Source organism: Streptomyces sp. NPDC002884 (assembly GCF_040295245.1).
GTDB lineage: Bacteria > Actinomycetota > Actinomycetes > Streptomycetales > Streptomycetaceae > Streptomyces.
On record NZ_JBEOVB010000003.1, the window covers coordinates 17,675 to 29,922 of the forward strand.

The 12,248-nt window shown below is 71.2% G+C and carries 11 protein-coding genes; 5 read left to right on the plus strand and 6 right to left on the minus strand.

From position 1 onward, the window contains the following. Positions 1-41 precede the first annotated feature (41 nt). Positions 42-2,507: a tetratricopeptide repeat protein gene (locus tag ABT070_RS07475; RefSeq protein WP_351756079.1), complete on the minus strand. Its 2,466-nt coding sequence runs from the start codon at positions 2,505-2,507 to the stop codon at positions 42-44. A gap of 156 nt (positions 2,508-2,663) precedes the next feature. Between ABT070_RS07475 and ABT070_RS07480 the strand changes: the two genes are divergently transcribed. Then, positions 2,664-2,861 carry a hypothetical protein gene (locus ABT070_RS07480; RefSeq protein ID WP_351756081.1) on the plus strand — a complete coding sequence of 66 codons (198 nt, stop codon included), beginning with the start codon at positions 2,664-2,666 and terminating at the stop codon, positions 2,859-2,861. A gap of 654 nt (positions 2,862-3,515) precedes the next feature. On the opposite strand, the gene ABT070_RS07485 is transcribed toward ABT070_RS07480, so the two are convergent. Continuing rightward, positions 3,516-4,391: a GNAT family N-acetyltransferase gene (locus ABT070_RS07485; RefSeq protein ID WP_351756083.1), complete on the minus strand. Its 876-nt coding sequence runs from the start codon at positions 4,389-4,391 to the stop codon at positions 3,516-3,518. 467 nt (positions 4,392-4,858) lie between these two features. Further along, positions 4,859-5,086: a DUF8825 domain-containing protein gene (locus ABT070_RS07490; protein ID WP_351756086.1), complete on the minus strand. Its 228-nt coding sequence runs from the start codon at positions 5,084-5,086 to the stop codon at positions 4,859-4,861. Between the two features lie 483 nt (positions 5,087-5,569). On the opposite strand from ABT070_RS07490, the gene ABT070_RS07495 reads away from it, so the two are divergent. Together ABT070_RS07495 and ABT070_RS07500 are read left to right on the plus strand one after the other, a co-directional pair. Next, complete coding sequence (locus ABT070_RS07495; RefSeq protein WP_351756089.1) at positions 5,570-5,905, plus strand: hypothetical protein; 336 nt, start codon at positions 5,570-5,572, stop codon at positions 5,903-5,905. Between the two features lie 67 nt (positions 5,906-5,972). Continuing rightward, a complete protein-coding gene (locus ABT070_RS07500) occupies positions 5,973-6,113 on the plus strand; it encodes a hypothetical protein (protein WP_351756091.1) in 141 nt (46 codons plus the stop codon). A gap of 15 nt (positions 6,114-6,128) precedes the next feature. Here ABT070_RS07500 and ABT070_RS07505 read toward each other — a convergent pair whose 3' ends face one another. From ABT070_RS07505 to ABT070_RS07515, 3 genes are all read right to left on the minus strand, one after another. Beyond that, the gene (locus ABT070_RS07505; RefSeq protein ID WP_351756093.1) at positions 6,129-6,890 is read right to left on the minus strand and encodes an NADPH-dependent F420 reductase; all 762 of its coding nucleotides are present in this window, start codon (positions 6,888-6,890) and stop codon (positions 6,129-6,131) included. A 91-nt stretch (positions 6,891-6,981) separates the two neighbouring features. Further along, the gene (locus tag ABT070_RS07510) at positions 6,982-8,805 is read right to left on the minus strand and encodes a zinc-binding dehydrogenase (protein WP_351756096.1); all 1,824 of its coding nucleotides are present in this window, start codon (positions 8,803-8,805) and stop codon (positions 6,982-6,984) included. Between the two features lie 68 nt (positions 8,806-8,873). After that, positions 8,874-10,088, minus strand: a complete 1,215-nt coding sequence (locus ABT070_RS07515; protein WP_351756099.1) for a Cmx/CmrA family chloramphenicol efflux MFS transporter — start codon at positions 10,086-10,088, stop codon at positions 8,874-8,876. A 198-nt stretch (positions 10,089-10,286) separates the two neighbouring features. Between ABT070_RS07515 and ABT070_RS07520 the strand changes: the two genes are divergently transcribed. Next, positions 10,287-11,201, plus strand: coding sequence for a helix-turn-helix transcriptional regulator (locus ABT070_RS07520; RefSeq protein ID WP_351756101.1), 915 nt, complete (start codon positions 10,287-10,289; stop codon positions 11,199-11,201). A gap of 83 nt (positions 11,202-11,284) precedes the next feature. Beyond that, on the plus strand, positions 11,285-12,202 hold the full coding sequence (locus ABT070_RS07525; RefSeq protein WP_351756104.1) for an arginase family protein: 918 nt from the start codon (positions 11,285-11,287) through the stop codon (positions 12,200-12,202). The last annotated feature ends 46 nt before the right edge of the window (positions 12,203-12,248 follow it).

The window sequence follows — 12,248 nt, forward strand, 5'->3', positions numbered from 1 at the left end:
GCCGTGGGAGATCTGCTGCACGCGGAAAAGGGCTTGCGGGGTCAGTCTGTCCCCTGAGTGCGGTCTTTTCCCGCCGCTTCCCGCCACAGAGCAAGGTTGCGTCGGGCAGTGAGGGTGTAGGAGTGGTTCTCGCCCAGCACTCGGGCGATGTCGTCGATGAGATCGGTGAAGGCCGATGCGGCCTCGGCCGCGTCTCCTGCTTCCCCCTTCCATCGGGCGAGGTGGCCGCGAGTAGCGAGGGTGTGAGGATGGGTTTGTCCGAGGACTCGGATCCGGTCGGCCAGCAGGTCCGCTGCCTGGGCTGCGGCTCCGGCCGCATCGCCCGCTTCCCCCCTCCATCGAGCAAGGCTGCCGCGCGCAGCAAGGGTGTAGGGGTGGTCATGGCCCAGCACTCTGAGCATGTCGTCCACGAGTTCGGTGAAGGCGGCCGCGGCCCCGGCCGCGTCTCCTGCTTCTCCCCGCCATCGGGCGAGATTGCTACGGGCTATCAGGGTGTCGGGGTGGTCTTCGCCCAGGAGTCGGATGCGGTCGGCCAACAGGTCGGCGGCTGCGACTGCAGCCCCGGCCGCATCGCCGGCCGTCCCCCGCCAGTGTGCGAGGTTGCCGCGTGTGGCGAGAGTGTGCGGGTGGTCTTCGCCCAGGATGCGAATACGGTCGGTCAGCAGGCTGGCCGATGCGGCGGCGGCACCGGCCGCGTCCCCCGCCGCCCCCTGCCATCGGGCAAGTCGGCTGCGCGCCATGAGGGTATCGCGGTGGTCGTCGCCGAGGTGGGCCGTGGTGGTGGTGATGAGGTGCCGGAAGTGGTCCCGGGCGGCGGTGACCTGGCCTGCCTCACCGAGGCTGTTGCCGGCGCGGAACAGGACCTCGTGCGCCTCCGGCCGGAAGAGGGCGTCGCGGGCATGTGCGGTGAGGGCTGTGGCGTTGGCACGCAGCACCTGGGCGAGGTGGGTGTCGCGTTCAATGCTGGGCCAGACGGTGAGCAGTGCGTCGGCCGCGGTGCGGGCGGCTTCGTCGCGCCGGCTGGACGGAAGAGTGTCGCGCACGGCGTGCTGGAGGAGTTGGTGGACGCGCACGGCGGTGGAGGGAGTCTCGGGCGTGTGGGTGATGAGACTGAGCCGTCGCAGCACACTGATCGCCCGCTCAGTGTCGGCCACTGAAACCGGCTCAGTACCGGCAGACGGGAGCACTGTCTCGGGCAGGGACAGCCGCTGGGGCTGTGGGCTGCGGTGGTCGGTGAGGTAGGTGCGGGCGGGCGCACTGGTGAGAGCGGTATGGGGGATGCCGTTGGGGCCGAGGTGGGCGGCAAGTTGGAGGAGCAGGCGGGCGAGGCCGGCCGGGCGGAGAGTATCGGCGTGATCGATGGACAGGACCCACGCAGCGGCGACGGTGTGGGGCTGCTGGTCAGGCAGAACGTCGGGGGCCAGTTCCCGCAGAGCGGTGACGCGGTCGGCGAGCGCCTGCCGGTACGAGGCAACGGTGGCGCCCGTGTCACAGAGGTAGGCGGCAGCCTGGGACACGGCCAACGGCAGATAGCCGAGGTCCGCGGCCAGCATCGCCAACTCCTCACAAGGGTCACTGCGTCCGTAGGCCACGAGGGCATCAGCGAGATGAGCAGTTGCCTGCTCAGGAGTAAAGACACCGACTTCCAGCCGGATACGTCCTGGGCCGATGAGGGCGGCGTCCTGACGTCGGGTAGTGATCAAGGTGCGGCCGTCGGGGCTGTCCGGCGGCCACAGCCCGTCCAGGTCTGTGGGTTGCGTGAGGTCATCCAGCACCACCAACCACCGCACCGGCGCGGCAGTCGAGGCCCTGGGTGTGAGCCAGGCCAGGAAGGCGTGCGCGGCCTGTTCCGGATTGCCTCCTCCGGTGGGACAGAGTTCCCTGCCGGCCTGGGCGAAGCGGTCGATGACCGCAGAGCGGTCGGTGGCGGTCACCCACACCACCAGGTCCACCGCTCCCTCTGCGAGCGTGGTGCGGGCGTAGTCAGCGGCAAGCTGAGATTTACCGACGCCTCCCATCCCGACCAGCGCACCGCCAAAGGGCATTCCGCCCACCGGGCGGCCGTGGAGGACGGCGGTCCCGCCGCCGTCCAACATGGCGCGCAGCCGGTCAGCCTCATCACGGTGCTGGAACGCCAGCGCGGCGGGCGGGATCGGCCCGATCAACCGCGGGTTGGGGCCCGGGCCCCGCAGCAGGCGAGGCGAGTGTGGGCCGGACAGCGTACTGCGCTTTCCTTCACTGGCCGTCCTGTCAGACGTACGGACGACCAGATCACGCAGATCCAGCAGGGGCAGGGCATCGAGATTCAACGCTGCGGCGAGCGCGGTGACGGTGTCCACGCTCGGGAGGGGCCCGTCGGCCCGGAAGAACTGCTGGACAGTGGTACGCGAGATCCGCACACGTCCCAGGGATGTGCGAGCGGCCAGCGCGGTCTTGGTCAGCCCAGCATCGGCCCGCGCCCGGTCCACCCGTCGGCGCAACTCAGCCAGAGCTTCCTGCGGTGTCATCGCCTCACCCCCGGTGCAACGATCCCGCACTCCGCGGCCGTGTGTTCAACACTGCACCGCATTGTTCAACACCGTTCAGAACGAACCCGGCTGCACACCAACACCGGCACCGTCTCAGTTGTCGGCACTCCGGCCGGCCGCACCGTGGAGGACCTCGTGAACAACTTCGCTACCCTTCTGCTCACCATCGCGCTGGTGGTCGTCGTCTGCGTACTAGTAGCTGCCGGCGCGGGAAAGTTGGCCCGCCTGGACGGCGCCGGCTACCCCACCGCTCTCATCCGTGCAGCCGTTGCCTTCACCGCCGCACTCACCCTCGCCAGCGTCTTCTCCACCGCCATCGCCACCTGCAGATGACCAGACGTGCCTGGAAACGAGGGCTACCGGCGGCCAGGCAGGCAGTGAGCCGCAGGGCGGCAGCGGGAGCGCCACCGGCAGCAATCCGTGGACGTGTGTGTACGAGCTGCTCTCACCGCAGCCCCCGGCCGAATCCCTGAACTGGAAAGGACACACGCCCGGCGACGGCGCCGTCTGCAAACAGACCTGCCACTACCTCGACAGCCTCGACACCATCGTCCGCAACCAATGGCTCGCCGACCCACCGCCCGCAGCGGCCGCCGTCGACCCGGCTATCCTCGCCCAGCGGGCCGTCGACTCCATGAGCTCGCCGGCCCCGACATCGCCGGCCCCCGCCCTGCGGGGCGGTACCTGGTGGGGATGCCGATGTGGATGTGGGTCGACCAGAGCCCGACCACGCCAGCTCACCGAAACCCGGCAGACCCAGATCCAGGTCCCTCTCGCGGAACTCCAGGTCCTCAACTGGCCCCCGGCGGGAGAGCCGTCCCGTTCGCGGGCTTCGCGCTACCGCCCGTTGGGTTCCAGAGGTGTGCCACTCGCCATCCGGTCCAGACGCCCGGACCTGGGTTCTCGCTGCACATGGCCAGCCGGACTCCGCCCGGGGATGCGGGGGCTCCCGCCCGAAGCCATGCCGGTGGGTGCTCCCGCCCGGAATCACGGCGAAGACCCCGGCCGCGCCGTGAAGTCGTACACCGCGAAGTCCGCCACCGGGCGGTATCCGATGCGCCGGTAGAGCGCGTTGCTCGTCGGGTTGGCCAGGTCGGTGAAGAGGAGCACCTGTGCTCCGGAGGCCAGCGCGACGCGGCTCACCTCGGCCGTCGCCGCGCCCGCGTAGCCCCGGCCGCGCAGCCCTGCAGGGGTGTAGACGGGGGCGACCCGGATCTGGCCGGCCACCTCCGGGGTGACGCCGGCCATGGAGACGGGGGTGCCGTCGGCCGTCTCCCAGAAGGTGACGCCGCCGTGAGCGATCCGGGAGTCGGCCCAGCCGGCGCTGTCCTGGGCGTTGCGCCCGCCGATGTCGTCCGAGAACGCGTCGTGCCAGCGCACCAGCAGGTCGCGGTCGGCTGCGGTGGCGACGCGCGCGCGGCCCGCCGGAGCCGGCCCCGGCGCCGCCAACTCGGCGAGCCGGTGGAGGCGCTGGCGCTCGCTCAGGTGCGACGCCGTGCCGGTCCGCCGTTGCCAGGCCGCCGCGAAAGCCGCCGCGGTGTCGCGGTCGGCCGTGACGCCGGGCAGACGATGACCGGCGGCCGCCAGGCGCGCGGCGAGGGCCTCGGCCTCCTCCTCCGCCAGGGAGGTGAGGTAGATCCGGTGCGGTGGCGTGCGAAAGAACACCGCGCGGATCCTGCCGTCCGTGTCCAGCGTGCCGAAGAGGGGGTCCTCCGCGCCGTACACGCGCAGGCCCCTGCGACGCAGGCCCTCGGTCACGGTCAGCGGGACCGTGTGCAGGGCGGGGCGGGTCCGCAGGAAGTCCCCGGCGCGGTCGAGGAACGCGTCGAGGTCGTGGGTGAGATGCCAGTCGTCGGGGCGCATGCCCCATCGTCGCGCGTGAGGGCCGCTCACCGCTTCCCGTTTGTCCGGCCCCTCAGGGGAACTCCAGCCGTCCCTGCGCGGCGCGATGCGGGCTCAGTGATCTCACGGGTGCCGATCCAGCGTCAGTTCTTCAGCTGACCCTGGTCGCACGTGCGACCAGCTCTCGTCCGGCCACCGCGCCCTCGCCGTGCGCCCGAGGGAGGAAGGACGCTCCCGAAAACGCGCACTGCGGAGCCGCCCGGTGCCTCCAGCCGGTCAGACGGCATGTCAGCCAGCTGCGCCCGTCGCGGACCAACGCACGGTGCTCCTCCAGGTCAGCCGGGTGACAGGCCACCGATACCGGGCTGCGCGGCCCGGGCTCCCGTGCCGGCTCGCGCACCGAGAGTGCCTCACCGCGGTCCTGGACGGAGTGGCGGATCGCGCGAAGCTCTCCTCCTCCCGCGCCGTCAGGTGCTGCGGCCGCCGGTTCACGGCTGCCGCTCCAGCGAACGGCCCCGGCGGCGCAGCTCCTCCCGGCCGGCCGGAACCTCCGCCCGCGTCCAGTACGGGTGCCACCACAGACGTACGGAGAGCCGGAGCAGTCGGCGGCGCAGCGCCGTGACGTTGCAGGGGCGGGGTGCGGCGAGCGCGCGGTAGGTGGCGTTCCAGGCGTGTTGCGTCTGCAGCAGGTCGTCGGGGAAGTCGGTGTCGTCCATACCGGCATTAGATCACTTGTTCGATTTCCTTGCCGAGCGACGCACCCCGGCACTGCCCGCCCCAGCTGGGCAGGCGAGGTTGCGGAGCCAAGTCAGCCCCGGTGCAGGATGCAGAGCACCCTCACGAACCAGCGGGCAATCGACTCACCAGTTCCGGCGTGCGGGCCCAACGCGCCGCCGTCGCCGCGCCAGCCCCGCCCCGCCACGCCACGCCACGCCGACAGGTCACCGACTCCCTTTTCCGTCACAGAACACGGCTTCAAGATCTCGCGCGGGCAGGAAGCCGCAGCTCGCAGCTATCGAATACGCCTGCGCAGCAGGCGAAAGTGCTGCCCACCGACGGGGGTTGCGCGGCTAACCACCGCCCCTACCACCATGCCTGCCACACCCTCTGTCCCGTCCGGTGCTGTCCCCCGGCCCCGCCGCAACCACAAGCGGTGACACCCCCATGTCCTGCTCACCGCGCCCCGCCAGGAGCCGACCATGAACGCCCCGACACTGCCCAGCCTTCTCTCCGGCCTCGCCGCCGGAAGCTCGGCCCTCACAGACGCCCCGTGGTGGATCATGATCCCGCTCCTGCTCCCCGCTCTCCCTGCCCTGGCCTCGGGTATCGCCACCCTCGCCACCGCCTACTCCGACACCCGTGCCGCGGCCATGCGGCGGCGGCACGAAGACCGCTTCCTCGAGGACCCGAACCGCCACCGGGCAGGCCTGGACCACATCGCCCGCATGCACCAGACCGTCACCGCCCTCCCACCGCCCCCAGACCCTGCCGCACCCACACAGCAGCCCGCCGAACCGCCGACTCCCCCACCATGACCAGCTGGTGCGGGCCGCGCGCACCCTTCGTAGGCTGTTCTGCTCGGGCCTGTCGCGGAGGTGTGCCATGCCCCGAACCATCTGGTCAGGCGCCATCAGCTTCGGCCTGGTCACCGAAGGCGACGACGGCCCGGGGGCCGTCGTGCCGGGGTGGGTCCGGGGCGGCGGGGGCGCCAGGGAAGACATCACTGACCAGGACCTGGGGTGACGGGGCGGGAGCCGGTCAGCGGCCAACAGGGAAGAGGTCCTCCAGATAGAGGCCGACGCGGCCGGTCTGGGTGGCCCGGCCGGTGAGTTCCTTGACCCGGTCGGCGCTGACGACGGCGGACGGTCCGTTGAACATCCACTCGTGCGCCTGCTCCTGGGTCATGCTCTTGGGCGGCTCACCGACGTAGGGCAGGACGTTGACAGGGGTGCCTGCCTCGTGGCGCCAGCTGTCGGCGAGCGAGCCGACGTCGAGGGCGTCGTAGCCGAGGGTGTCCATGAACCGCACGACCTCGGCCTTGGCCTTTACGTCGTCGCCGGTGACGGGCAGGGCACTGCGCTCGGGGTGTCCGGAGGGGCGGGCCGAGCCGTACAGGCGGAGGAAGTCCATGTTGCCGAGTGTCTTGACGACGTGTGATCCGGACAGATGGAGCTGGAGCAGCTCGCTGCTGGTGGTGCGCCGCTCCTCCAGGTCGTCGATCCGGCCGTCGCGTTCGGGGAAGTAGTGCATCGTGTCGATGACGGTCTTGCCGGCGAGGACATCGGCGGGGAGCTTGTCGTGGGCGTGGAAGGGCAGGGAGACGACGACGAGGTCGGCGGCCTGTGCGGCCTTGGCCGGGGTGGCGGCGCGGGCGGCTTCGCCGAGATCGGCGACGATGTCGGCCAGGGTCTCGGGTCCGCGCGAGTTGCTCAGGACGACGTCGAGGCCGGCGTCGACGGCGAGGGGGGCGAGGGTGCGGCCGATGTTGCCGCTTCCGATGAAGGCGATGGTCTGGGGCATGGCGAACTCCTCGTTCCTGAATGCTGAGGGAGTGGTTTGCGCAGAGGGCGGGCCGGCCGGGGGCAGCGGCTGCGGGCGGCCGCGCGTGCGGTCATGGGGCACGCGGTGTCATGGCCGGCCGTGGTCGGTGGTGGGGCTGCGCCGGAGCGGGCCGGGTCACATGTCGCGGTACCGCTCGGCTGCGGTGAGCAGGGGGGCGCAGGGTGTCCGCGGTGACGGGCTGTCCCGGGCCGGGGTCGGCGCCCTGCGCGGTGGCGGTCAGGCTGTGGCCGATGCTGAAGTACGGCTCGCTGTAGGCGGCGGTGTCGCGCTGGAAGCGCCACCCCTCGGTGAGGGGGCCGGCGTCCAGGGCCTCGTAGCCGATCGAGCCGAGGAACGCCGTAACGGTCTTCTTGGCGTCCTGGTCGTCGCCGGCGATGGCGAGGGCCGAGCGTTCCGGGTGGCCGGTGGGCCGGGCAAGGTTGCCAAGGTGGACGTAGAAGATGTTGTTCATCGCCTTGACCACCCGCGACTCGGGCAGATGGGCCTGGAGCAGCTCGCTGGTCGTGGTGGTCTCGTCGTCGAGGCGGGCGATGCGGCCGTCACGTCCGGGGTAGTAGTTGTTGGTGTCGATGACGACCTTGCCGCGCAGCGGCCCGACCGGGACGCTCCGGTAGGCGTTCAGCGGGATGGTCACCACGACGATGTCGCCCGCTGCCGCCGCTTCGGCTGGGGTGGCCGCCCGGGCCTGCGGGCCCAGCTCCGCGACCAGGCCCGTCAGTGTCTGGGGGCCGCGGCGGTTGCTGAGGACGACGTCGTGTCCGGCTGCGATCGCCAGGCGGGCGACGGTGCTGCCGATCAGCCCGCTGCCGATCAGTGCGATCGTGCTCATGTCGATGTTCCCTTCGCATGGGGTGAAGTGGGTGGTTCGGGTTGGTGTGGGTGGTGCGGCGAGATGTCGGGACCAGAGTTCGACGACGATGGAACCGACGGCTTCCCGTGAGGCCAGGCGCGTGTAGCCGTCTTCGAAGTCATCGAGGGCGATCCGGCTGTCGATGACCGGCCGCAGCCTGCCGTCGGCGGCCAGGCGACCGATGTCGTCCAAGGCCTTGGTGATCTCCTCGTCGGAAGCGCCGTGCACCGCGTAGGCGGTGACGTGCTTCTCGCCGACGAGGAGATCCACTACGTCGACCGTGGCCTGCTTGCCCCCGGTGAATCCGAGGGAGACGACCGTGCCGTGTCGGCGAACGGAGCGGATCAACTCGCCCAGTCGCGCCCCGCCGACCGGGTCCAGGGCGAGGTCGGCGCCTCGGCCGTCGGTGAGGTCGGCGACGGCCTCGCCGAGATCCTGAGACGAGGAGTCGATCACCGCCGCCGCTCCGGCTTCGGCCGCCCGGCGTGCTTTGTGCGCGGACGAGACCAGTGCGATCGGCCGCGCTCCGAGGGCGCGGCCGGTCTGCATCACGGCGTGCCCCAGCGATCCGGTGGCGCCGGACACCAGGACGGTCTGTCCGCTGCGTACCGTGGCGGCCTGGGTGAGTGCGAGGTAGGCGGTCAGGTAGTTGACGGTCAGCGCCGCCCCTTCTGCCCAGTCCACGGTGTCGGGCAGTTGCAGGAGGCGGTCGTCCCGTACCGGCGCCCACTGCTGGAAGAGCCCGTCCTCGCTGATGCCGAGGTCGGCGTGACCGTAGATGGCCACCCGGGTGCCGGGAGCGAACCGGTCACTTTCCTCGACGATTCCGGCCCCCTCATTGCCGAGCACGAGCGGTGCCGTCGGGACGCCGAAGCCGCCGGTCCGGATCGTGTTGGAGAGCTGGTTGATCGTCGCCGAGCGCATCCTGACGAGCGTGAAGCCCTCTCGGGCTGTCGGCTTCGGTCGCTCCTCCACCGCCATCGTGGGCGGGTTGGCGAATCGCCGTGTCACGATCGCTTTCATGGTGAACCTCCGCTGGTGAACTGTCTGGTTGATGAACCGGTGGCCTTGAGGTGCTGTGTGCGGTGGGCTCACCGTGTGGCGGTCGCGGACCGGGGGGAGTCAGCGACCGGGGGTGCGGTGCGCGTGATGCGCCGGGGACGATGAGCGAGGTGCCGGTCAAGGAGCGTGCTCGCGATGGCGGCCAGGGCGAAGGCCGCACCGACCCAGCCGATGCCTGCCAGGCCGGGGCCCGCGTCGATGACCAGTCCGGCGATCCAGGGGGCGATGGTGATGCCGACGTTGAAGGCCGCGATGTTCACGGCGCCGCCCAGCGTCCTGGTCTCGCCGAGGATGCCGAACACCCGGGCGTTCACCGCCGGGTTGGTCACAAAGCCGCCGGCGGCCAGCAGGACGGCGAGCGGGATCACCGCCGCGGGCGTGTGCGCGGTCACCGCGACGGCAACGGCCACGACCGTGACCGTGCCCATACCGGTCAGCAGGACACCGGACGGCGCCCGGTCCGCGATCCGGCCGCCCACCGTGAGGCCGGCCAGAGCGCCCACCCCGTACAGGCCGAGCACCACCGGGACGAGCCCCCCGGACAGGCCCGTGACGTCCTCAAGGAGGGCGCCGAGGTAGGAGAAGATCGCGATCGTCGCGGAGATGGTCAGCGCAGTAGTGGCGTAGGCGACCCACAGCCGCGGCACGGCCAGGGAACGTAGTTCCCCGCGCAGCCCCGGCCGCAAAGCCGTCGTGTCGTGCCCTGCGCGCAGGGTGAGCAGCACCGCGGTCGCGGACAGCGCGGCCGTCACGGCCACCGCCCAGAACGCGGCCTGCCATGTGGCGTGCTGCGCGAGCAGCGTGCGGGCCGGAACGCCGAGGATCATGGACAGGCTCAGCCCGGACACGACCACGGACATTGCCTTCCCGCGCCGGTCCGCGGAGACGAGGGAGACCGCCGTGACCGAGGCGAGCGCCCAGAACCCGGCGTACGCCATGCCCGTGACCACCCGCATGACCAGCAGGAAGCCGAAGTGCGGTACGAGCGCGGCGGCCACGTGCCCGGCGACGAACATCGCCTGAAAGCCGACCAGGGCCGCGCGGCGGGGCAGCTTCAGGGTGGCCGGCGCCAGCAGCGGAGCTCCGACGACCATGCCGATCGCGAACGCCGAGACCAGCAGCCCCGCCTCGGACAACGAGACGTCCAGATCCTCGGCGAGGAAGGGCAGCAGCCCGGAGAGCATGAACTCCGAGGTGCCCTGGGCGAACGTGCCGCACCCGAGGACATAGATGGTCAAAGGCATGATGAGGGTGCTCCAGAGGACATCGCCGGCGAGCGGGTTCGCCGCCTGGGCAAGACGGCCTGGTCAAACAGACCGCCGTGATCCAGGTTCACGCCGCCGCACAGCAGATCAGCCGCCAAACCTGGCCCAGCCGAGCCTGGGTCCAGCTGGGCCACGCTGAGCGGGGCGGCCGCCTGGCTCCCGGCGAATACTGGAGAAATGGAGCAGAACGCTGAACTGGCCGACTTCCTCCGCACCCGCCGGGCCCGTCTGACCCCGGCCGAGGCGGGACTGCCTCCGGGTATCGGCGCCCGCCGGGTCCCGGGGCTGCGCCGCGAGGAGGTCGCCCAGCTTGCCGGGATGAGCACGGACTACTACACCCGCCTCGAACAGGGCCGCCACCCCAACGTCTCCGAAGCCGTCCTGGACGCCGTGGCCCGCGCCCTGCGCCTGGACGACGACGAACGAGCCCACCTCTTCGACCTCGCCCGCAGCCGTACCGCGCGGCCGCAGAGCGGCCGCCCCCAGCCTGTCCAGCGGGTGCGCCCCGAGGTCCACCTGATGCTGGACGTCCTCAACGGCGTCTCCCCGGCGTTCATCGCCAACCACCGCGGCGACGTGCTCGCCGCCAACCAGCTGGCCAAGGCTTTGATCACCGACTGGGAGGCACTGCCCTACCGGGAACGCAGCTTCGCCCGCTTCGTACTGTTCGATCCCGCTGCCCGCGAGCTCTACCGGAACTGGGACGAGGTCGCGGAGATCGTCGTGTCCAACCTGCGCCTGGAAGCCGGACGCCACCCCGACGACGCCCTGCTCAACGAACTGATCGGCGAGGCCGTCGTCAGGGTGCCCGAGTTCAGCACCTGGTGGGACAGCCACCGAGTGGCCCAGTGCGCCCACGGCACGCAGCACTTCCACCACCCCGTGATCGGCGAGCTCACCCTGAATCACGAGACCCTGGCCCTGCCCTCCGACACGGACCAGACCATGTGCGTCTACACCGCGGAACCCGGCACCGCCTCCGCGCAGGCCCTCGCTCTCCTCGCCAGCTGGAGCGCCCCCGCCCCCGCCGCCGTCCGCAGCGACGACGCGTCGCAGGCCGGCCGGCCCGGCACTGCGATACGCCCTGAGTGACCGACGCACACCAGCCTGCGCACGTGGGCGGGTGGGCTCGCTCGCCCTTCGCGTCCTGCCGCCCGGCCCGTTAAGGGAAGCCCATGACCCACGCCACCACCCCCGCCGATGCGCCCCGTGGCGCGGGCGGCCATCTGCGTCTCGTCTGGCCCCAGTGGCAGGGCGTCGGCGCCGCCGTCGTCAAGGAGCTGGCTCCCGAGTTCCCGCTCGGCATCGCGCGCCGTGGCTACACGGTCGGCACCACAGTGCTCGAAGCGATCCTGCCGCCGCACGAGGGCCCCACCGCGACCGTCCCCGTCACCATGAGCGATGACGGCCTGGAAGAGCGTGACGGCGTCGAGGCCAAGGCGGTGGTGCTGAAGCAGCTCGCGAGCGCCCTGGACGTGATCCGTGCACACGATCCGGCACGGATCACCACGCTCGGCGGCGAGTGCGCGGTCAGCGTGGCCCCGTTCGCCGAGCTCGCCCGCCGCTACGGCGACGACCTGGCCGTCATCTGGATCGACTCCCACCCCGACATCGGCACCCCGGACAGCGCATACAAGGGCCACCACGCGATGGCCGTCACCGCCCTCACCGGCCACGGCGATCCCGACGTGCAAAGGCTCCTGCCCGCCACCGTGGCCGCAGACCGCCTTGCCCTGGTGGGGCTGCACGAGTGGACCGACGACGACTTCCCCAACATCGCCGCCTGGGGCATCCCGTCCTACAGCCCCGACCAGCTGCGGTCCTCCACCGGGCCCCTTCTCGACTGGCTGCGGGCCACCGGCTGCACCCGCGTCGCCATCCACTTCGACGTCGACACCATCGACAGCAACGAGATCGGCCTCGGACTCGGGTTCGTCCCCGGCGGACTCACCAGCAGCGAAGTACGCCGCATCGTCGCCGACATCGACGAAGCCGCGGACGTCGTCGGCCTGACGATCGCCGAGTTCATCCCCCGGCAGGTCATGCACCTCCAGCAGATCCTCAACGGCTTCCCCCTGCTCCAGAACGAATGACCTGCCCACTGCCGGCACAAGACCCCTTCTCGCCGGCACAAGACCC

Coding starts and splice junctions, on each gene's coding strand:
- ABT070_RS07485 (WP_351756083.1), bottom strand. CDS start 4,391: ATGCGCCCCGACGACTGGCATCTCACCCACGACCTCGACGCGTTCCTC.
- ABT070_RS07475 (WP_351756079.1), bottom strand. CDS start 2,507: ATGACACCGCAGGAAGCTCTGGCTGAGTTGCGCCGACGGGTGGACCGG.
- ABT070_RS07515 (WP_351756099.1), bottom strand. CDS start 10,088: ATGCCTTTGACCATCTATGTCCTCGGGTGCGGCACGTTCGCCCAGGGC.
- ABT070_RS07495 (WP_351756089.1), top strand. CDS start 5,570: ATGAACGCCCCGACACTGCCCAGCCTTCTCTCCGGCCTCGCCGCCGGA.
- ABT070_RS07520 (WP_351756101.1), top strand. CDS start 10,287: ATGGAGCAGAACGCTGAACTGGCCGACTTCCTCCGCACCCGCCGGGCC.
- ABT070_RS07500 (WP_351756091.1), top strand. CDS start 5,973: ATGCCCCGAACCATCTGGTCAGGCGCCATCAGCTTCGGCCTGGTCACC.
- ABT070_RS07510 (WP_351756096.1), bottom strand. CDS start 8,805: ATGAAAGCGATCGTGACACGGCGATTCGCCAACCCGCCCACGATGGCG.
- ABT070_RS07525 (WP_351756104.1), top strand. CDS start 11,285: ATGACCCACGCCACCACCCCCGCCGATGCGCCCCGTGGCGCGGGCGGC.
- ABT070_RS07490 (WP_351756086.1), bottom strand. CDS start 5,086: ATGGACGACACCGACTTCCCCGACGACCTGCTGCAGACGCAACACGCC.
- ABT070_RS07505 (WP_351756093.1), bottom strand. CDS start 6,890: ATGCCCCAGACCATCGCCTTCATCGGAAGCGGCAACATCGGCCGCACC.